The organism is Parafannyhessea sp. LCP19S3_B1, from assembly GCF_052121955.1.
In the GTDB taxonomy this organism is placed as follows: Bacteria; Actinomycetota; Coriobacteriia; order Coriobacteriales; family Atopobiaceae; genus Parafannyhessea.
Map to the genome: position 1 here is coordinate 98,959 of NZ_JBQKDH010000004.1, position 20,357 is coordinate 119,315.

At 67.5% G+C, this 20,357-nt stretch carries 13 protein-coding genes; 12 read left to right on the plus strand and 1 reads right to left on the minus strand.

Annotated elements, in window-relative coordinates; translation table 11 throughout:
- The first annotated feature begins 5 nt into the window (after positions 1–5).
- The 10 genes from ACTQWE_RS02870 (at position 6) to dnaE (ending at position 16,803) form a co-directional block, all read left to right on the plus strand.
- On the plus strand, positions 6–1,223 hold the full coding sequence (locus ACTQWE_RS02870) for an Mbeg1-like protein (RefSeq protein WP_441856640.1): 1,218 nt from the start codon (positions 6–8) through the stop codon (positions 1,221–1,223).
- A 74-nt stretch (positions 1,224–1,297) separates the two neighbouring features.
- Positions 1,298–1,600 carry a YerC/YecD family TrpR-related protein gene (locus ACTQWE_RS02875; protein WP_441856639.1) on the plus strand — a complete coding sequence of 101 codons (303 nt, stop codon included), beginning with the start codon at positions 1,298–1,300 and terminating at the stop codon, positions 1,598–1,600.
- 262 nt (positions 1,601–1,862) lie between these two features.
- A complete protein-coding gene (locus ACTQWE_RS02880) occupies positions 1,863–2,594 on the plus strand; it encodes an amino acid ABC transporter ATP-binding protein (RefSeq protein ID WP_328804309.1) in 732 nt (243 codons plus the stop codon).
- Between the two features lie 8 nt (positions 2,595–2,602).
- Positions 2,603–3,493 carry a transporter substrate-binding domain-containing protein gene (locus ACTQWE_RS02885; RefSeq protein WP_441856638.1) on the plus strand — a complete coding sequence of 297 codons (891 nt, stop codon included), beginning with the start codon at positions 2,603–2,605 and terminating at the stop codon, positions 3,491–3,493.
- 9 nt (positions 3,494–3,502) lie between these two features.
- Complete coding sequence (locus ACTQWE_RS02890) at positions 3,503–4,240, plus strand: amino acid ABC transporter permease (RefSeq protein ID WP_170103334.1); 738 nt, start codon at positions 3,503–3,505, stop codon at positions 4,238–4,240.
- 3 nt (positions 4,241–4,243) lie between these two features.
- Entirely contained in the window at positions 4,244–4,891 is a 648-nt protein-coding gene (locus tag ACTQWE_RS02895) for an amino acid ABC transporter permease (RefSeq protein WP_441856637.1), read from the plus strand.
- 72 nt (positions 4,892–4,963) lie between these two features.
- Complete coding sequence (locus ACTQWE_RS02900; protein WP_170103336.1) at positions 4,964–5,629, plus strand: AAA family ATPase; 666 nt, start codon at positions 4,964–4,966, stop codon at positions 5,627–5,629.
- 170 nt (positions 5,630–5,799) lie between these two features.
- On the plus strand, positions 5,800–9,141 hold the full coding sequence (locus ACTQWE_RS02905; protein ID WP_441856636.1) for a PD-(D/E)XK nuclease family protein: 3,342 nt from the start codon (positions 5,800–5,802) through the stop codon (positions 9,139–9,141).
- Positions 9,138–12,662, plus strand: a complete 3,525-nt coding sequence (locus ACTQWE_RS02910) for a UvrD-helicase domain-containing protein (RefSeq protein WP_441856635.1) — start codon at positions 9,138–9,140, stop codon at positions 12,660–12,662. Before ACTQWE_RS02905 ends, ACTQWE_RS02910 begins: the two co-directional genes overlap by 4 nt.
- A gap of 229 nt (positions 12,663–12,891) precedes the next feature.
- Positions 12,892–16,803 carry a DNA polymerase III subunit alpha gene (gene dnaE, locus ACTQWE_RS02915; protein ID WP_441856634.1) on the plus strand — a complete coding sequence of 1,304 codons (3,912 nt, stop codon included), beginning with the start codon at positions 12,892–12,894 and terminating at the stop codon, positions 16,801–16,803.
- Here the strand turns inward: dnaE and ACTQWE_RS02920 are convergent.
- Complete coding sequence (locus ACTQWE_RS02920; protein ID WP_441856633.1) at positions 16,800–17,765, minus strand: Abi family protein; 966 nt, start codon at positions 17,763–17,765, stop codon at positions 16,800–16,802. The two genes, dnaE and ACTQWE_RS02920, sit on opposite strands and share 4 nt — an antisense overlap.
- Positions 17,766–17,954: 189 nt before the next feature.
- On the opposite strand from ACTQWE_RS02920, the gene ACTQWE_RS02925 reads away from it, so the two are divergent.
- Positions 17,955–18,335: a desulfoferrodoxin family protein gene (locus tag ACTQWE_RS02925; protein WP_441856632.1), complete on the plus strand. Its 381-nt coding sequence runs from the start codon at positions 17,955–17,957 to the stop codon at positions 18,333–18,335.
- 101 nt (positions 18,336–18,436) lie between these two features.
- On the plus strand, positions 18,437–20,332 hold the full coding sequence (locus ACTQWE_RS02930) for a nitrilase-related carbon-nitrogen hydrolase (RefSeq protein WP_441856631.1): 1,896 nt from the start codon (positions 18,437–18,439) through the stop codon (positions 20,330–20,332).
- Positions 20,333–20,357 lie beyond the last annotated feature (25 nt).

Consider the following 20,357-nt stretch of genomic DNA (forward strand, 5'->3'; position numbering starts at 1 on the left):
TGACCGTGGCCGATAATCTGATTGACTACGCAAGGTGGCGCGGCGACCTTGACTTTGCCGAGCGACCCTTCAACGACGTGGACGCCCTGGTGCTTGCGACGTTGAGCTACATCGACCTCGTCGGCATCGTCCCGAACGAGGCGGCTGGCGGGACGGTCGGGGTAGGCGCTGCCCTGGGCGAGCTCCTGGAGCTCTCAGGGGGCGACGTCACGCCGTACGTGCGGTCGCTTGCAACGATCGATGCGGGATACCTCAAGGCGGTTGTGGAAAGTCGTCGCTTCGGGCGTCTGAGAATCGGACGGTACGTGGACGTGATGGACCACGATCGAGCAGTTCAGTTTGCCGCGGTTGAGGTACTGTTGCCGCCTGGGTCCGTGATGGGTTGCGAGGGAGGCATTCGCTACGTGTCGTTTCGTGGCACGGACCTAACGCTTGCCGGCTGGCGAGAGGACTTCATGCTGAGCTTCGAGGTGACCGGTGCCCAGAGGCTTGCGGCGAACTACCTGAGCAGGGCCTTGGAGGCCTCTGCGACAGCGGGGGAGCCGCTTATGGCGGGCGGGCACTCCAAGGGCGGAAACCTGGTCTCGTATGCGGTCGCGGCTATGCCGAAGACGCTTGCGGACCACCTGCTTCGGTGCTACAGCTTCGATGGGCCCGGGCTTGATGGGCGCGTTGTCGAGCGCGACGCGCGCGATGCCATCGGCGACAGGTTCGTGCGCTACCAGCCCGCGTATAGCGTCATAGGGCAATTGTTCGACCGGGCAGACGAGCCAAGGACGTATGTCGCAAGTACGGGCTCGGGCATGCTCCAACACGATCCGCTCACGTGGAGGGTTCTTCCCTCTGGATTTGTGCTTGCCGGCGGGCTCGACCCAGACGCCGCTGCGTTCGATGCCGCCCTCGACGAGTGGATGGGGCCCGTGGACATGGGCGAGCGCGAGCGATTCACGAACGAGTTCTTCGACATCCTGTCCGCCGGTGGCCCGGAGCTTACCGACGTGACGTCTCGCGAGGGGCTGCCGAAGGTGATGACCGCGGCAAACGGCGCAAGCGACCAGACGAAGCGCCTGGTGTGGAAGCTCGTGGAGTGCGTCGTGGCAAAGCAGGCGGAAAGAACGTCAGACGTCGTCCGCAGGGCGTACGAGGGGGTCGTCCAGAGCGCGCGCAATGCGGCGGGCGGCCTTGCGGTGTCGCTTCCGCGCCGCCAGTCGCATGCTGAATAAACGTTGCCGTAACACACGGCATGCTTTATTGCGATAAAGTATTCTCCACGCAACGACTGTCGCGAGGAGCGCACATGACAGAGGAACAGACGCAGAGGCTGCGCGAGGAGGAGGACAGGCTGTTCGCAGCGTTCGGGTCGCTACGCGATGCGAACGAGGCGCGTGCCTTCCTGTTGGACGTGTGCAGTCCGAAGGAGATCGAGGACCTGGCCCAGAGGCTTCAGGTGGCCACGCTGCTCTCGGACGGCTGCTCTTACGTGGACGTGTCACGCAAGACCGGCGCGTCCTCAACGACCGTGAGTCGCGTCTCGAAATGCCTCAACGGCGAGGTGGGCGGCTATCGTACCGTGTTGTCGCGCCTGGAGGGCGGCGTCTAGGAACATGTGCCGCGCCTGCGTGTCAGGCAGGTGTCGTACTTGTAGAGTTTTTACCGAACTTGTCATCGTTCGTTCAGAATTACATACGATTTCGTGGCTCGTACCTGCGCATGTGCCTACATCCAGCGTTGCCACGTTCGTCAAACGCAGCTCAATCGCAGCGGCCCCGTGACGCGAGCGCGGGAGCCTCATCGCAAGGTCCGCGACGGCCGCGCGTCGCCGCATGACACATGCCGCGAAGCGCGGTGAGAGGAGTCCGCACATGCCCAACAACATGATCGACATCGTTCACTTGAACAAGTACTTCGGCGACCTGCACGTACTCAAGGACGTGAGCCTCTCCGTGCGCGAGGGCGAGAAGGTCGTGCTCATCGGACCGTCCGGCTCCGGTAAGTCCACGCTCATCCGCTCGATCAACTGGCTCGAGGAGCCCTCGAGCGGCGAGGTGCGCATCAACGGCGAGCTCATGACCAAGAAGAACCACCTCGAGATCACGCGCAAGTACACGTCCATGGTGTTCCAGCAGTTCAACCTCTATCCCAACATGACGGTCATGGGCAACCTGACGCTGGCCCCCATAAAGCTGCAGAAGAAGACCCGCGAGGAGGCCGAGGCGGAGGCCATGCGCAGCCTGAAGAGGGTCGGCCTCGCGCACAAGGCTGACGAGTACCCGCAAAACCTCTCGGGCGGCCAGCAGCAGCGCGTCGCCATCGCGCGTGCTCTCTGCACCAAGCAGCCCATCATGTTGCTGGACGAGCCCACCTCCGCCCTCGACCCAGAGATGGTGAACGAGGTCCTGAACGTAATGGTCGAGCTCGCGCAGGAGAACATCACCATGATCTGCGTCACGCACGAGATGGGCTTTGCGCGCCAGGTGGCCGACCGCATCGTCTTCATGGAGGACGGCCAGATCCTGGAGGAGGGCACGCCCGAGCACTTCTTCACGCACCCCGACAACCCTCGCTGCCAGGCCTTCCTGGACAAGATTCTCTAGGAGGCACGATGAGAAGAACGTACGATTCCTGGCAGTCGGCCCGTCCCCAGCTGACACGTCGGGGCTTCGTCTCGCTTGCCGGCGCCGCAATGATCGGCGTGGCCGGGGCGTCCGTCGTGGGGCTTGCCGGCTGCTCGTCCTCTGACGCGCCGTCTGCCGCGAGCGTCGACGCGATCCGTAGCAGAGGGCACCTCAACTGCGGCGTAAAGACCGACGTCATAGGCTACGGCTACCAGGACACGGCCACCGGCAAGTTCCAGGGCATGGAGATCGACATCTGCTACGCCATCGCGGCGAAGGTGTTCGGCGTGTCGACGTCCGAGGCACGGCGCCGCGGCCTTGCCAGCTTCACGGGTGTCACGGCGAAGACCCGCGGCCCCCTCGTGGACTCCGGCCAGGTGGACCTCGTGTGCGCCACGTACACGATCACACCAGAGCGCAAGAAGTCCTGGAACTTCTCGCCTGCGTACTACACGGATTCCATCGGCATGCTCGTGCTGAGGAGCTCCGGCATCAAGTCCGTGGCCGATCTCGACGGGCGCATCGTCGGCGTGGGCGAGGGCGCGGACACGATGAACCAGATCCAGCAGATGCTCAAGGACCAGGGGCATGGCGACTTCAGCGTGAGCTATCCGCAGTACCTGGACTATCCCACGCTCGCGGCGGCGCTCGCGTCCGGCAACATCGACGTGTTCGCCATCGACCGCTCCATCATCCGCACGTACATGAACGACTCGAACGAGCTGCTCGAGCCGAGCCTGATCTTTGGCAAGCAGGAGTACGGCGTGTGCACCACCAAGTCCGCAACCGAGCTCACGAGTCTCGTCGGCGGCGTCGTGAAGGACCTGAAGGGGTCCGGTGCGATCGACCGGTGGGCCAAGAAGTACCGGCTCTTGTAGGGAGGTCACATGGAACTCTTCAATCCCGAGCGCTGGGCCGCCACGCTCGCAAACACGGACCTGCTGTGGCAGGGCTTCCTCTTCACCATAGAGGTCTCGCTCGCGGGGCTTCTGGTCTCGCTTCTCGTCGGCACGCTGCTGGGCGTCTTCTCTACGACGCAGTCGCGGGTGCTTCGCGGCATCTCCCGCGTCTACGTGGAGTTCTTCCAGAACACGCCCATCGTCGTGCAGGTGTTCTTCGTCTATACCGCCGGTCCCATGCTTCTCCAGGCGATCACTGGAGCGGAGCACGTCGTGCGCATCGCGCCGTTCGTGCTCGTCGTCATCTGCGTCGGCCTCTACCACGGCGCCTACGTCGCGGAGGTCATCCGCACAGGCATCGAGGCCATCCCGCGCGGGCAGATGGAGGGCGCGCAGTCGCAGGGATTCACGCGCGTGCAGGCCTACCGATACGTCATCCTGCCGCAGACGTTCAGGATCATCCTTCCGCCCCTTGCCAACCAGGCGCTCAACCTGGTGAAGAACACGTCCGTCCTCGCGCTCATCGCGGGCGGCGACCTCATGTACCAGGCGGACATCCTCGTGGCCGATAGCGGCTATCTGCAGGGCTACATCGTGTGCTGCGCCATGTATTTCCTCATCTGCTTCCCCATAGCCATGCTCGTCACCTGGCTCGAGAAGCGCTCCCGCGCGCCGCGCAAGGCTCGCCGCACCGCAACCGCGGGCGCAACGGAAGCGGAGGTGTAGCGCATGGGAGTCTTTACCGCCAGCAACGTGGCCTTCATGCTGCAGGGCCTGCTGAACACCATCGTCATCTCCGCCGCGTCCATCGTGCTGTCCATCGCGTTCGGCACGCTGCTCGCCCTGACGAAGTCGTACTGCCGCGGTCGCTGGTCGTGGCTCAGGTGGCTCGTGACCGTCTACATCGAGCTCTTCCGCTGCACGCCCAACCTGCTGTGGATCCTCATCTTCCGCTTCACGGTGCAGGGCGACAACATCCTCGTGTCCATCCTCACGTTCACGGTCTTCACCTCCGCCGTCATGGCCGAGATAGTCCGCGGCGGCCTGAACGCGCTGCCCAAGGGCCAGTTCGAGGCGGCACAGTCCCAGGGCTTCGGGTTCGTGGACACCATGCGCCTCGTCGTGCTTCCCCAGGCGTTCAAGATGATCGTCCCCGCGCTGTTCAGCCAGTGCACGACGGTCATCAAGGACACGTCCTACCTCCGCGGCATCGACGTCCACGAGTTCATGCGCAACTCTGCCGTCGTCATGGGGCAGGCGTCCACGCTTCCGCAGATCCTCCTGCTGTACGGGTTCGTCCTTCTCACGTACTTCGTCCTCAACTTCGCGATATCGCTCGCGGTTCGCGCCTACCAGCGCAGGAGCGCCGCGGCATAGCGCCCGGGCGCCGGCGGGCGAGAAGGACCGCCCCCCCGCGCCCAGCATAGAAATCCAAACGAAAGGCCACTCATGAGCGCAAGCGACCTCAGACACAGCACAAGCGTCAACGGGTCCGCGGACCCGGACAGCCAGGAACCCATCGTCATCTCGATAGCGCGCGACTACGGGGCCGAGGGCCACGAGGTGGGCAAGCTGCTCAGCGTGATGCTGGGCATACCCCTCTACGACAACGAGCTCCTCGTGCGCTCGGCGCTGCGCATGGGGCTCGACGTCGACCAGCTGGCGGCGGTGGACGAGCGTCCGCAGCGCGGCCCCCTGGCGTTTCTGCCGGACAGCATGGACCAGCGCTCGGACGCGGACCGCGCGTTCCAGGCGATCCGTCAGGTCATCCTGGACCTGGGGAGCACGCAACCGTGCATCATCGAGGGACGCCTGTCCGACTACATCCTGCGACGCAACCCCAACCTCATTTCCGTGCTGGTCACGGCGCCGCTGGACGTGCGCGTAGAGATCGTGCGCGCGAAGCGCGGCATGACCACGCACGACGCGAGCGCGTTCGTTCGCAAGCGCCAGCACGAGCGCGAGCGGTTCTACACGCGCTACAGCGGCGGAAGGTGGGACATGTACACCGACAAGGACCTGGTGGTGGACCGTTCCGTCTTCGGGCGAGAAGGAGCGGCGCAGATCATCGCGGCGGCGTACCGCCTGAAGGAGCACCAGCTGGGGAGGGACTAGCCCCAGGGCCCCATGCCGGCGCTTGCGCAGGAGCGTTGTCGAACCGGGTGCGTCGTCACGGCGGCGCACCCGGTTCGTGCGCCATGCGCGTCCGCGTCGCGCGTGGGGCAAAAAAATGTCCACTCGTCGCGTTACCATAGCTCTCAGCCAAAACCGACGGAAGGTCGACCATGTCCCTAACCATTGCCCAGACGCACGACGCACGGCTCGTAGGCGAGGCCGCGGAGGCCGCCCTCAGGGGGGCGCTTGCCGCGCGAGGCCGCGCGACGCTTCTCGTGCCCAGCTTTGCCGTGCAGCTCGACGTCAGCCGCGACCTCGCCCGTCGCGGGCTTGGCCTGGGCGTCACGGTGACGACGCCGCTCGCGTTCACGCGCGAGCGCTGGGAGGTCTGGGGCGACGGAACGCAGGTGGTCGACCCGCTCACGCGCACCGTCGCCCTGCAGCACGCGCTTTCTGCGGCATCTGCCGCGGGGGAGGACGTCGCGTACAACGCCGGCACCGTGGACGTGCTCGGGCGCCTCGCGAAGGACGCCCTGCCGTGGATTCCCGCGAGCAATGGTCGCGTGGACGCGGACGCCCTTCTCGACCTTGGGCTTACGCGCCGCGAGGCGGACGTGGTGCGCGTGCTCGACCGTTATCGCGCGCTGCTTGCGAGGTCGTCGTTCACGGAGGAGTCCGCCGCCATGGCCCGCGTCGCAGAGCGCGTGACCGCCTCGGGCGCCGCGTGCTCGCTCTGGCCCACGGTCGCGGTCGGCCTGGGGTCGCTCGCCCGCCCCGTCCGCGAGCTGCTGCGCGCCCTCGCAGACGCGACGGACGTGACGCTCTGCGTCCGTGCGCGGAACGCGGAGGCAACCGCTGGGGAGCGCCGCTCCGCAGAGCTTGTGGCAACGGCGTGCGCGCGGGACGGCATTGGCGTCGGGCGTGTGCAAGAGCCTTGCGTTTCCGCTGGTACGGGCTTCGATAACGTGAGTGTCCCCACGGGCGAGAAACACTGCGACCCAGAGCTCTCGGCACTTCTCGCAAGCGTGTTTTCCGGCGACGGAAAGGCCGTTGCGCCCACGGGCGCCGTGTCGCTCTTGCTTCCCGCGGGCCCGCTCGCGGAGGCCGAGGCCGTTGCGCGCGAGGTGTGCGCCCTTTCGGGCGAGGGCGCCACGGACGTCGTTGTGAGCGTCCCGGACGCAAGCCGCGCGTGGCGCGAGCTCGCCCCCAAGCTCGTCGCGCGCGGGCTGGGCGTGAGCGCCCAGCTGTCCGTGCGCGTTGGCGACATCCCCGCCGGCCGCGCGTTTCTTGAGTATGCGGAGAGCGTGGCGCAGCTGGCGGAGCTTGACGCGACGTGGCCGGGACCCGTGCGTGCGGAGGAGGGCACGTACGTGCGCCTGGGGGACATGTCCTGGTGGCCGCCGCGGGCGCTGTCTGACTTCCTCCTTTCGGACGTCGCGCACGTCCCGACGGCCCGGGCGTACGCGCTCGACGCGGACTGGCGCAGCGACCGCCTGCTCACGCCAGCGGACGTGCTCTTGCAGCTCCAGAATCCCAAGAAGACGTCCGGCGAGGTGGCGGCGGCGACGCGCGAGCTCCTGAAGGGGAGGCTGGGGTCTGCGGCCTCGAAGCTCCTCGCCCCGTACGTGTCGTCGCAGATTGGCTCGCCGGCTGCGCGGGGTGGCGCGGGCGCCAGGCTGGACGACTACGTTCTTGGCGAGGGCGGCGAGGTTGTCGCGCGCTTCCCGCATGAGGCGGACCGGCTTTCCGACGCGCTGGCCGCCGGTGCCCTGATGGCCGTTCTCAACGTGGCGGCGACGCTCAAGGAGCTGGGCTTCTCGGCGGACCAGAAGGCGGCGGGCCACGTGTCGCTCTCCGAGCTCGTGACCCACGCGGCCTCGGCGCTCGAGCACCAGGCGGTCGTCGTGCGGCCGTGCGTACGCAAGGAGGGCGCCGCGCGCGTTCGCATACTGGACGCCGCCGGGTCGGCGTCGCTTGCGCAGTGCTCCGCGGACGCGGTCGTCGTGTGCGGGCAGACGTCCGTGGAGGCGCCCGTGAGGGCGGAGGACGACGTCGCCTCCGCCCTGCTGGAGGCCCTGGGGGTCGAGCCGCGGGAAGACCCCATGGCGCGGCCGCGCGCGGAGTTCTGGTCGCGGCTTGCCGTGGCGCGGCACCACGTGACGCTGGAGCGCACGCTCTACGACGCTACGTCGAAGGAGTGCTACCCCTCCGTCATGATGACGGAGCTGCTGGCCTGCTACGGCGGAGGGGACGGCGACCCCGCCGAGAAGGGCCTTGCCATCCGCTCGCTGGCCGAGACCCAGGCCGCGGCGAACCTCAGCGCAACGGGGACCGCGCCTGAGCTCGTGGCGAGCGAGGAGCCGGAGGCGGCGGGTCGCGTGGCCGACGCCTCCGCGCGCGCCCTCGTGAACGTGCCGCCGGAGGGAAAGCCGGACCTGCTGGACGGAAGGCCGGTCCTCTCCGCGTCGCAGATAGAGTCGTACCTGGAGTGCCCGTACAAGTGGTTCAGCCTGCGCCGCCTGCGGCTGCGCGACTCGGACGCGGGCTTCGGCCCCATGGAGATGGGCACGTTCGCGCACCACGTCCTCGAGGTGACGCACCGGACGCTTCTTGAGGAGGCGCTCGGCTCCCTCGAGGGGGCGGGGGACGCGGAGCCGGACGTCGCGAGGGACCTCTCTGCCCGCATCCCCGGCTCGGGCGTGAGCGAGGAGGACCCGGAGCTTGTGGCCCATGCGAAGCGGGTGCTCTCGCGCGCGCTGGAGGAGGACCGCCGCACGCAGTTCCTCGTCACGCGGCGGCGCGAGCGCCCGCAGGCGTTCGTGCCACACTCCGCCCAGGACGAGGGACAGCTCGAGACGCTCGAGAGGGACCTGCTCTCCGCCATCGACTACGAGTCCGGCCTGCTGGTCGGCTTCGAGCCGAGGCTGTTCGAGTGGGACTTCGGCCATGGGCGGGACCTGGTTGAGTACGCGGGCGCATGGCTGAACGGAACCGTGGACCGCATCGACGTCGACGCCCACGGCAACGCCGTCGTGATCGACTACAAGCACAAGGGCGTCGCGGGCTTCGCCCGGGAGTACGCCGCGCTTCCCGACGGGTCCGAGGGCGGGGAGGCCTCGCCCTTCTCGCTCCCCAGGCGCGTGCAATCGCTCATCTACGGGCAGGTCGTTCGGCGGCGCTTCCCGAACCTCGACGTGAGGGGTGCCGTGTACCTCTCGACGCGCGGGCGGGAGCACGCTCTTTCCGGCGCCGTGGACGCGAACCTGATGGACCGCGTGTACGGCAGCCGCACGCCTTCGAAGGCGACGGCGGAGGCCGTGGCCGTTGACCCGGGCGGAGGCTTCGGGACGGACGGGGCGCACGGCATGGACGCGCTGCTTGACGCGACGGAGGAGGCCATCCGGGCGGCGGTCGCCCGCATGCTTGACGGCGACATCGAGGCGGCGCCCGTCGACGCGTCCGCGTGCGCGTACTGTCCGGTTATGAACTGCGTAAGGAGGATCGCGAAGTGAGCGGCATCGACCTTTCCACACTGAATGACGAGCAGAGGAAGATCGTCACGACCCTGGACGAGCCCCTGTTCGTGGAGGCCGGCGCCGGCTCCGGCAAGACGTTCACGCTCACCCGGAGGGTGGCATGGGCGCTCACGCCCGGCTCGGGCACGGACGGTGCGCCGTTTCTGGACGACCTGTCGCAGGTGCTCGTGATCACGTTCACGAACGCCGCCGCGCAGGAGATCAGGGAGCGCGTGCGCTCCACGCTGCGCGAGGCGGGCATGCGCGAGCAGGCGCTGCAGGTCGACTCCGCGTGGATCAGCACCATCCATGGCATGTGCGCCAGGATCCTGAGACGCCACGCCTTCGAGCTCGGCCTTGACCCGAAGTTCAAGATCGCCGAGGGAAACGATGCGGAGGCCATGCGGGACCGTGCCCTGGAGGAGGTCGTGGGTTCCGCCTACAGGGACAGCGACGCCAGCCCCGCGCTTCGCGAGGCGTTCGGGGAGTACCAGCTCGGCCGAAGGTCCCAAGGCGGCTACTCCGGCCTCATGGGCGTGGTGCAGGACGTGCGCGCCGCGGCGCGTGCGGTGCCCGACGGGTACGAGGGCCTGACGTTTCCGCAGGCAGACAGCGCGTCAGAGGTCATGGCGCGCCTGACGGAGGAGATGGAGTCCCTCGCCGCGCAGAAGCTCACGGCAAAAGCGGCCGAGAAGGTCGCTCCCTCCCTGGAGGCGCTGAGGTCGTTCATGGGGCTCGCGCCGGGCCGTCGCACGGCGTCCGCGGCCGCCGCCGCGCTCGACTCCGTGACGCTTCCCCGCAGGGTCAACAAGGAGGCGAAGGAGCAGGCGGATCTTGCGAAGGCGGCCCTCGCGGAGGCAAGGGCCTGCGTCCTTCTCGCCCGTCCCCGGGCGTGGGTCGAGGACATCGTGGGGCTCGCGCGCAGGGTGGACGAGCGCGTGGCGGAGCTGGAGCGTGCGGCGGGCGTGCTCTCGAACGACGAGCTCGTGAGCCTTGCGCTGCGGGCCGTTCGCGACAACGAGGCCATCGCCCGCGACTACGCGGGGCGCTTCAGGCTCGTGATGGTGGACGAGTTCCAGGACACGGACGCGACGCAGCTGGAGCTCATCGGCCTTTTGGCGGGGCGCGGCGCCCGCCACCTGGCCACGGTGGGCGACGCGCAGCAGTCCATCTATCGCTTCCGCGGCGCCGACGTGGGGGTGTTTCGCGGCAGGGGGGAGGAGCTTCCCCCGGAGCGGCACGTGAGGCTTGCCGTGAACTACCGCAGCCACGCGGACGTGCTGTCCCTGGTGGACCGCGTGTGCGGCGGCGACGCCGGTGTGCTTGCGGACTTCATGCACCTGGACCCCAACCCGGGACGCGACGACAGGTATCGCGCGCGGGACCTTCCGCGCATCGACGTGGAGGTCACGCGCGGCGTGGGCACGAGGGGACAGGTGGGCGCCCAGCAGGCGCAGGTCGCCGCCGCGGCGATGGCGGACAGGCTCGCGGAGTACGCGGCGCACGGCGAGCGCCCGGGCGACATGGCGCTCCTCTTGGGCACCACCACGAAGGCGGCCCTCTACATCGACGCAATCCGCGAGCGCGGGCTCGAGTGCGTGGTGACGGGAGGCTCGACGTTCACGAGCGCGCCGGAGGTGGCCACCATGGCGAAGCTCCTGCACGTGCTCGCGAACCCCAAGGACACGCAGTCCGGACTCTTCCCGCTGCTCACGAGCGAGATGTTCATGCTCGACGCCAGCGACCTGCTGCAGCTGGGCACCCGCGCCCAGCGCGAGCTCGACGCCCCGACGATGCGCAAGATCGACCGCGGCATCGAGACCATGGAGTTCTTCCACGGCGCGAACCCGTCGCATCGCCTCGCACATGCGCATGACGTGCTGGCCCGCGCGCGGCTTGCGATGAGGCGCATGCCCGTCGCAGACGTATGCCTTAAGGTCGTGCGCGAGTCGGGCTGGCTCTCGCGGCTGGAGGCGGAGGGGGCCACCGGGGTGGCACGCGAGGCGAACGTGCTTGCCGCCGTGGGCTACATACGGGACCTGACGGACGGCATGGGGCTCGGCCCCGCCCGCGCCGCCACGGAGTTCGACCTGTGGCTCGAGGTGTCCAAGATCCCGCCGGCGTCGCTTGCGGGCGGCAGGATGGAGTCCGTGCGCGTGATGACGATCCACGCTTCGAAGGGCCTGGAGTTTCCCGTCACGGCCGTGGCGGAGTGCTGGGGGCAGAGGCCGGAGGGAGGCAGGCTCAAGACGCTCGCGAGCGGTCGGGGGAGCGTCTGCGTGCTCGCGCCGCAGGACGCGATAGGGGACCTCGATCGCATCGCGGAGACGGACCGGCCGTCGAACCTTGCGGAATGGCTGCGTCACGCGACGTTCGCGAACGACGAGGCTGCCGCCGCCGAGAAGACCAGGCTCCTCTACGTCGCGCTCACCCGTGCCCGCGAGGCCCTCATCGTGGGGTGCAACGTCGCCGCGAAGAAGGACGGCATGAACCCTGCGCTCGCTTGCGGCTTCTTGGATGCGCTCCTGCCCGGGGGCGTGCCCGCGGCGGGGGAGCACCGCTTCGGGTATGGCGGCACGGAGCCCGGGCGCCTGCGCGTGATAGACGTGACGAAGGCGGACGGCGAGTTTGCGGTGGACTCCGCGGGGTCGCTCGCCGGCGCCGACGGGGCGCTCGCGGCGGAGCCGGAAGCCGTCGAAGGCGCGGCGGACGGGGCGGCCGCGAGCTTCGACATCTATGCGGTCGAGGACGAGCCGACAGCCGGACGCGTCGACGTCTGGAAGCCGCGCGAGGGCGTGTTCAGCTTCAGCAGCGCGCACGAGCAGATGACCGAGCGCTTTGCGGAGGGCGAGCCCGGAGGCGGGCGCGATGCCGCGGGGGACGCCTCCCGTCCCCTTCCCGTCCGCGTCCCCACGCGCGCGGAGCGTGCGGCGGAGCAGGAGGGCGCGCCCGTGACGGGCGACGAGGACCGGGCGACGAACTTTGGGTCCGCCTTCCACGAGCTTGCGCAGTGCCTGGTGGAGGTGGGCGAGGGGCTTGGGGACCCGTGCGAGGCGACCCTTCCCGAGAGAAGGTTCGATGCGACGTGCGACCTCTGGCGCCTCTCCGCGAGAAACAGGGTGCGCCTGCGCACGGCTCTTGACCGCTGGCGCACCTCGCGGCTCCGGCGGGAGGTCCTCTCCCACGGACGGGTGCGGGCGGAGGTGCCGTTCTTCTCGCCCGCGGACTCCGAGTTCGGGGAGTACGTCGAGGGTGCGATCGACCTGCTCGCAACGGACGAGGGCACAGGCGCCGCGCTTTTGGTGGACTACAAGACGGGTGACCGCGGGCTTTCCGCGGAGCAGGTTCGCGCGCGACACGAGATGCAGGCGAACTTCTATGCGTCGGTGCTCATGCGCCATGGGTTTGCTTCCGTCGACTGCCGCTTCGTGTGCGTGGAGCTTGCGGACCCGGACGACCCCGACGAGCCGTACTCCGTGAGCTACCGCTTCGACGCAGACAACCCCCCGCGGATGTAGCGCGCGGCACGCGCCTTTCGCGGCCGCGGCGTCGGACTTGTGTGCGTCGTCTGGAGCGTGGCGGACGCCTGGTTGACCCCCTGAGCTGCGGATGCGCGAGGACCTTGCATGGCACCGCAGCTCAGGGGACGTGTACGGAATAAGAACACGTGTTCTTCTCGCCTGCACGAGGCGTCGCCGTGGGGTATCATGGACGGGTCAAAACTTGGGCTTGCCTTCGGAGGGTTACATGGCTTTCGTCCACCTGCACAACCACTCGGACTTCTCGATCCTGGACGGCGCGACGCCGATTCCGGACATGGTGAAGCGTGCCGTTGACTTTGGGATGCCTGCCGTCGCCATCACGGACCACGGCTACATGTTTGGCATACCCGAGCTCGACCTGGAGTGCCGCAAGTACAACGACGGCCAGAAGAACATGAAGCAGTGGCGCCACGACGTCGAGTGCTTCAAGAAGGAGTGGAAGCTCGAGGAGCCGGCGGCGGACCCCGACGACGCGGACTACTTCGACCGCGTGCACGACCAGTGGGCGTCCGACGTCAGGGTGTGGGAGGAGAGCGGCCACGACGTGAAGGCCGTGGAGGCGAACCGCCCGCGCCTCAAGATCAAGCCCATCTTCGGCTGCGAGGCCTACTTCATACCGGGGGACCACGTCGAGCGCGGCCACAGGGAGAAGCGCTACCACCTGATCCTGCTGGCGAAGAACTCGACCGGCTACCACAACCTGCTGAAGTGCATGTCGGAGGCCGCCGGCCACGAGATGATGTACTACGGCAAGCCGCACACCGTCTTCAACATGCTGGAGAGGTACCACGAGGGGCTCATCTGCCAGAGCGCGTGCGTGCAGGGCATCATCCAGCAGTGCGTGCTGGACGGGCAGTTCGACGAGGCGCGCGACTGGGCTCGCAAGTTCCATGCGCTGTTTGGTGACGACTTCTACATGGAGATCCAGGATCACGGCCTCACGTTCCGCAACGGCTGGGACGACCGCAAGCTTGACGAGTACCTGGTGAAGCTCGCCCACGAGGAGGGCATCAAGGTCGTCTGCACCAACGACTTCCACTACCTCACGCGCGAGGACGCCTCCACGCAGGACATCCTGAGCTGCATCGGGAAGGCGACCACGCTCGACGACCCCAACCGCATGCGCATGGAAGGCACCGAGTTCTACATGAAGAGCGAGGAGGAGATGCGCGGCCTGTTCTCGTGGTGCCCCGAGGCCGCGGACACCACGCTCGAGATCGCGGACAAGTGCGACTACGAGCTCGACTGGTCGAGCATGTACCTGCCGGAGTACCCTGGGCTTCGTCCCGGCGAGACCGCGGAGGAGCGTTTCCGCGAGGAGTGCGAGAAGGGCCTCGCGCGACGCTACGGCGAGAACTGGCGCGACCTCACCATAGGCGACTGGAACGTGAAGGACCGCTTCGAGCACGAGTACAAGATCATCACCGAGAAGGGCTTCGCGAACTACTTCCTCATTGTCCAGGACTACGTGCAGTGGGCGAAGGACAACGGCATCGGCGTGGGCCCGGGGCGTGGCTCCGCCGCCGGCGCAATCGTCGCGTACGCCATGAACATCACGAACTTCGACCCGCTCGAGAACGGCCTGATGTTCGAGAGGTTCCTCTCGCCGCAGCGTTCGGAGATGCCCGATATCGACATGGACTTCGACGACGAGCACCTCCAGGACGTGCTCCAGCATGTTCGCGACGTCTACGGCGAGGACCACGTATGCAAGGTCATCACGTACTCGACGATCAAGGCGAAGCAGGCCATCAACGACGCGAACCGCGTCCTGGGCTTCCCGGTCTTCATGGGACAGAAGCTCTCGAAGATGCTCTCGAACGACCCGAAGCTGACCCTGCCGAACGCGCTGCACAAGAACGAGAAGAAGCCGGACCAGTACTCGCCGGACTTCGAGGAGGCCTACAACAAGGACCCCGACGCGCACCGCATCATCGACGCGGCCCTCTCGATCGAGGGCTTCATGCGCGGCGAGGGCGTGCACGCCTGCGCGACGCTCATAGCGCCGACGCCCGTCACGGACCACGTGCCGACGAAGCTCGACACGAAGGGAAACGTCACCATCACCCAGTACGAGGGCCACTCGGTCGCGGACATGGGCCTGCTCAAGATGGACTTCCTGGGACTCAGGACCCTGACGGTCATCAACAAGGCGCTCGCGAACATCAGGCGCAGGTACCCGAAGGCGTCCGACATAGAGCGCGTGCCGGAGGCCGTGAGGAAGTGCCTGAAGGATGGCGCGACCTGCGTCGACATCGACGTGGACAAGATCGACTTCTCGGACCCGAAGATCTACGAGCTCCTCGGCTCGGGCCAGACCGCGGGCGTCTTCCAGGTCGAGTCCGGCGGCATGACCGCGACCATCAAGAACATGCAGCCCAACCAGTACAAGCAGATCGTCGCTCTCATCGCGCTCTACCGTCCCGGCCCCCTGGGCGCCGGCATGGTCGACAGCTACATCAAGCGCATGCATGGAGAGGAGAAGATCTCCTACTACGACGACAGGCTGAAGCCGATCCTGGAAGAGACCTATGGCACCATGGTCTACCAGGAGCAGGTCATGCAGATCTCGATGAAGATGTCCGGCTTCACGCCGGGCGAGTCCGACTCGCGCATGCGCAAGCCCGTGGCCAAGAAGAAGATCAAGATGCTGACCGACCAGGTCTTCCACTGGGAGAAGACCGGAGCGGACGAGACGATCTACGACCACTGGATGAACGGCGCCGAGGCGAACGGCTATAGCCGCGACATCGCACAGGAGATCTGGGACAACGTCCTCGAGTTCGCGTCGTACGCGTTCAACAAGTCGCACTCCGCCGGATACGCGATCCTCGTCATGCAGACCGCATGGCTGAAGGCGTACTTCCCGAAGGAGTACATGGCCTCGGTCCTCACGTCCTACATGGGCAAGACCGACAAGATCGTCCACTACGTCACGGCGTGCAACCATGACGGCACCAAGGTCCTTCCGCCGGACATCAACAAGTCCGGCAAGGACTTCACGGCCACCGACGAGGGCATCGTCTTCGGCTTCGCCGGCATCAGGGGCGTGGGCGAGGGGCCCGCCGAGGCGATCATGGCCGAGCGCGCCGCGAACGGCCCGTTCAAGAACCTGCATGACTTCTGTGAGCGCGTCGACTCCTCCCAGGCGAACCGTCGCGTGGTCGAGGCCCTCATCAAGGCGGGCGCGTTCGACGAGACGGGCTACCCTCGCAAGCAGCTCATGGAGTTCGTGGACAAGAACAATCCCGCGAACATCATCGACGCGGCGGCGAAGCGCCAGAAGGACAAGGCGAACGGGCAGGTGTCCATGTTCGACATGTTCGCGGACGTCGCCGGCTCCGGCTTCACGGATGACGTGCCAGAGCCGGATCCCGACGACGAGTGGGACCGCCACCTCAAGCTGCAGCAGGAGCACGACGTCCTCGGACTCTACGTTTCGGACCACCCCCTGCGCCCGTTCGAGTACGCGTTGTCGAAGGCCCGTGACTGCACCATATCCGAGGCGATGGCCTCGGAGGACTACGTCGACCCGGTGACGGGCGCGACCTCCCAGCGCTTCAAGGTGGAGGACGGCAAGGTCATAAAGCTTGCCGGCATGGTCCCCGTCGGCGGCGTCGCAAAGAAGGTCACCAAGAAGGGTGACCAGATGGCCATCGTCACGCTTGAGGACATGGAGGGCGAGATCTCGCTCGTCGTCTTCCCGAAGACCTACCAGGAGTGCGCGTCCGCCCTCGAGGGTGAGGTCGACCCAGACACCGGCGAGCGCATCGGCGACGTCTTCATTCAGGCAACCGGCAAGATCGAGCACGGTGACAGGGGAGACCAGCTCATCTGCTCGAGGATCGAGGCGCTCGAGCTGAACGAGAGGACGAACAGGCCGAAGGTGTTCGAGGTCTACATCCCCTCCAGGATGCTCTCGATGGACAGGATGGAGACGCTTCAGTCCATCTTCGACCGCTACAACGGCCTCGACCACATCGAGCTCATGGTCGAGAGCTCGTGCGGCGACATGATGAGGATGGAGCTGCCGACGAAGGTGGACGCGAAGAACATGGTCCTCCTCGCGGAGGTGAAGGACTTCGTCGGCCGCGACGGCCACGTGCAGATCGCCTAGACGCCCGCGATCCCCGTCCGCTCGAGCTCGCGTGCGATGACAGGGCGCGCCCGCGAGTACTCGGTAACCAGCGACTCGATGCCGCCCTGCAGGTGCGCGAGGTCGCCGGGCTCGAGGAAGTGGGACATCATGGAGACGAAGGCGGCAAAGTCCGCCTCGTCCTCCAGCCCGAAGCGTCCGTCGTATAGGCGCTCCCCGTGGGCGCAGACGTTGCGGACGTCGACGATGGCCTCGAGGTCGCGGGCGACGCGCCGCGGGGTGAGCGGTCTCTGGGACGGCGCCGCGCGCTTCTCGTCCGCACGCGCCGTGACGGCGTGGTCCGCGGAGCGGCAGGAGCTGAGCTCCGCGAGGTTGTCGCAGACCGCGAGCTGCTCCTCGCGGCGCAGGAGCGCGAAGAGATACTTGAGGTTTCCGAACGTGAGCTCGTCGACGAGGACCCACAGCGGCACGGTGTCGTGCTTGTCCTGGAAGTGGGCCACGCGCACGTCGCGGCGGTCGCCTCGCGGGTCGCGATCTCGCGTGCGGGCGTGGTGGGCGAGAGTGTCGATCATCCAGCACAGGTCGCCCTCGAAGGCGTCCTCCCCGCGCAGGTAGTCGCGTCGGCAGGTGTAGCTGGACTCGTCGAGGTACGCCTCCGGCCTGGGGTGGCGCTCGCAGAACGCGTGGCTTATGAGGGAGCGCAGCGTGGCCTCGACCAGCATGAGGTGGCGGAACGTGAGCGCGCGGAGGCCGCGGTCGAAGCGGAAGAGGGCATACACGTCCGAGAAGGACGTGCCCTTCAGGTATCGGTCCTCCTTGGCGGCGCGGGTGGTACTTTGGTCCAGGAACGGCCGCTTGTAGCCGTTCACCACCGCGTAGTAGCCCTCGCGCAGGAGGATGCGCGGCGTCTGGGCGTCGCAGCGAAGGCCGCGGGCCGCGAGGAGCTCCACCTGCTCCGATATGGTGAGGAAGCGCTTCTCCACGTTGGCCTCCGCGTTGGGTTGCGGGCCGCGCGCGGCGGCCACGAGCCGACTGTACCACGACGGCGGGGTGTTTGGGACTTTCGTCACGGAGAAGGTTATTCTGCCACCGTATGGGGCACAATAGATAAAAGGCCAGGCGCGGCACAGCCGGGCATGGCACACGTAGGGTTGATCCGCAAGGAGGAATGTATGGCAGAGCTCACGTTCTATCGTTGCAACAAGTGCGGTAACCTGGTCATGGTGGTCGACAGGGGCGCCTGCGTGCCCACGTGCTGCGGCGAGCCCATGGAGAAGCTGGTCGCCGGCTCCGTCGACGCGGCGGCCGAGAAGCACGTGCCCTTCATCGAGCGCGACGACAAGCACATGACCGTGAAGGTCGGCGAGGTTGCGCACCCCATGACCGAGGAGCACTACATCGAGTGGATCGCCGTGGCGGCCGAGGGAAAGACCATCATCAAGTACCTGAAGCCGGGCGAGGAGCCCACGAAGACCTTCTGCAAGAAGTTCGCGGACCACGGCACGGTCTACGCGTACTGCAACCTGCACGGCCTGTGGAAGGCAGAGTTCTAGAACCGTAACGCGACGGATGGTCGCGCACTGCGGCCAAGCGGCACATCCCTCCGTCGGGTAGCGTCCCCTCTGGCGGGCGTGCCCGCGGAGGGATTTCTTACATGAGGATTGGCATCGCACAGATAGACACGCGCGCGGGTGACCTGGAGGCAACGGCCACGCGCATGGTCGCGCTTTCCGGCACTGCCGCGGAGCAGGGGGCTGACCTTCTCGTCTTCCCCATGGCGGCGCTGACGGGACCCCTGCCCGTGCGCGAGAGCGAGCAGGACGACTTCCTTGTGGACGTGATGGACGCGCTCGTGCGCCTTTCTGAGGAGGTGTCGTGCCCCTGCATCGTACCCGTCGTCGGCGCGCTCGACGGCCAGCCGGCGCCGGAGGCGGTGCTGGTGGGGGACGAGAAGATCCTGCCCCTGAAGATGCAGGCCTATGCGCAGTCCGAGGACGCCGGCCAGGCGGACGACGAGGACGCGCCGGCGCCTGACCTGCCCGAGTTCGAGTTTGGCGGCATGCGCCTGGGCGTCGCCTTCACCTACGAGGACCTGGACGACTACGACGACTTCGACATCGACGTGGACGCCATCATCTACATCGCGGGCTACGGGTATGCCGCGGACGACGTGGACTCCGCGCTCGGCGGCGACCTCGCCGAGAACCGCTACGTCGCGGATGCGCGCACCACGGGCGCCTGGATCGTGGGCGTGGGGTCCGTCGGCGGCTACGGTACGTCCGTGTACTCCGGGTCGAGCTTCGCGCTCTCGCCGGAGGGCGAGCTCGTGGCGTCGCTTCCCGCCTGCGAGGAGGGGCTCGTCGTGGCAGAGGTGGGCGGCTCGCCCGCGGACGGCGACGAAGAGGTCCTGCCCGAGGTCTACAACCGTCCGCTCTACCTGTGGCAGACGCTCGTGCTTGGGCTGAGGGACTACCTCCACAAGCTTGACCAGAGTAGCGCCGTGCTCGCGCTGGACGGCAGCGTGGGCTCCATGGTGGTCGCCGCGCTCGCGACCGACGCGCTCGGACCCACGAACGTGCACGCGATCGTGGACGTGCCGGGCGACGTCAGCCGCGAGGCGTGCTGCCAGCGCCTTGCGCGAAACCTCAGGATCGACGTGCGGGACGTGGGCGACATGCGCGCGGCCGCGTTCGTCGCGAAGCCGGAGGATGCGCTCCTCCGCCGCGGCATCGTGGACGCCTACCTTGCGGCATGGGCGGCGGAGGTCGGCGGCGTGGTCCTTTCCGGCGCGGACAAGACCGCCCTCGCGCTGGGCGAGAAGCGCCTGGCCCTGGGGGCCGACGCGCTGAAGCCCGTCGGGGACGTATACCGCTCGGACGTGCTCGAGCTCATGCGCATGAGGAACACGATCAGCCCGGTGTTTCCGTCGACGAGGCTCGCGGCGGGCGAGGCGCCCGAGGTGGGGCTCGACCATCCGTCGCTTTCGGACGAGTCGTGGTGCGCCGAGGTAGACCAGGTGCTCTCCGACCACATCGAGTACGGCAGGAGCGTGACGGAGGTCGCCGCCGACCTGCGCGACGACAGGCTGGTCGAGGCGGTGCTCGCACGGCTGGACGAGAGTGAGCCGTGGCGCGTGGGACGCGGGCTGTACCTCATGGTGTCCACGGTCACGCTCTTCGACGCGCGGAGGCCGTTGGGGCTTGCGTGGCACAACCGCATCCGCGCGGACCGCGACGCGGCCTCTACGCTCGACCGCGTCACGCGGCGCGTCGGCGCGGGCATCGGCCTCTCTGACCTGAGGGGCGGCCCCACCTCAAGAAAGGACGCGCACAAGGAGCCCGATGACGGGGACGCCGGTACGGCGGCGCCGTCGCGCGGTGACGCGAGGCAGGTGAAGGACGCGCTCTCGTTTTTGAGGGACTTCTCGTATGGCGGCGGCTTCAGGCCGAAGGGCTTTGGCGACGCGCAGGACGGCGGTCAGGGCGGTCCCGCGAACGGGTTCGAGGACTCTCATGGGCGGACGTGGCCAAACCCATTTTCCGAGAACTAGCCGTGCGATGCCGCCTTGCTGTGCT

Excerpts from the sequence above, each read along its gene's own strand:
- ACTQWE_RS02875 (WP_441856639.1), top strand. The coding sequence starts at position 1,298 with ATGACAGAGGAACAGACGCAGAGGCTGCGCGAGGAGGAGGACAGGCTG.
- ACTQWE_RS02880 (WP_328804309.1), top strand. The coding sequence starts at position 1,863 with ATGCCCAACAACATGATCGACATCGTTCACTTGAACAAGTACTTCGGC.
- ACTQWE_RS02885 (WP_441856638.1), top strand. The coding sequence starts at position 2,603 with ATGAGAAGAACGTACGATTCCTGGCAGTCGGCCCGTCCCCAGCTGACA.
- ACTQWE_RS02890 (WP_170103334.1), top strand. The coding sequence starts at position 3,503 with ATGGAACTCTTCAATCCCGAGCGCTGGGCCGCCACGCTCGCAAACACG.
- ACTQWE_RS02895 (WP_441856637.1), top strand. The coding sequence starts at position 4,244 with ATGGGAGTCTTTACCGCCAGCAACGTGGCCTTCATGCTGCAGGGCCTG.
- ACTQWE_RS02900 (WP_170103336.1), top strand. The coding sequence starts at position 4,964 with ATGAGCGCAAGCGACCTCAGACACAGCACAAGCGTCAACGGGTCCGCG.
- ACTQWE_RS02905 (WP_441856636.1), top strand. The coding sequence starts at position 5,800 with ATGTCCCTAACCATTGCCCAGACGCACGACGCACGGCTCGTAGGCGAG.
- dnaE (WP_441856634.1), top strand. The coding sequence starts at position 12,892 with ATGGCTTTCGTCCACCTGCACAACCACTCGGACTTCTCGATCCTGGAC.
- ACTQWE_RS02925 (WP_441856632.1), top strand. The coding sequence starts at position 17,955 with ATGGCAGAGCTCACGTTCTATCGTTGCAACAAGTGCGGTAACCTGGTC.
- ACTQWE_RS02930 (WP_441856631.1), top strand. The coding sequence starts at position 18,437 with ATGAGGATTGGCATCGCACAGATAGACACGCGCGCGGGTGACCTGGAG.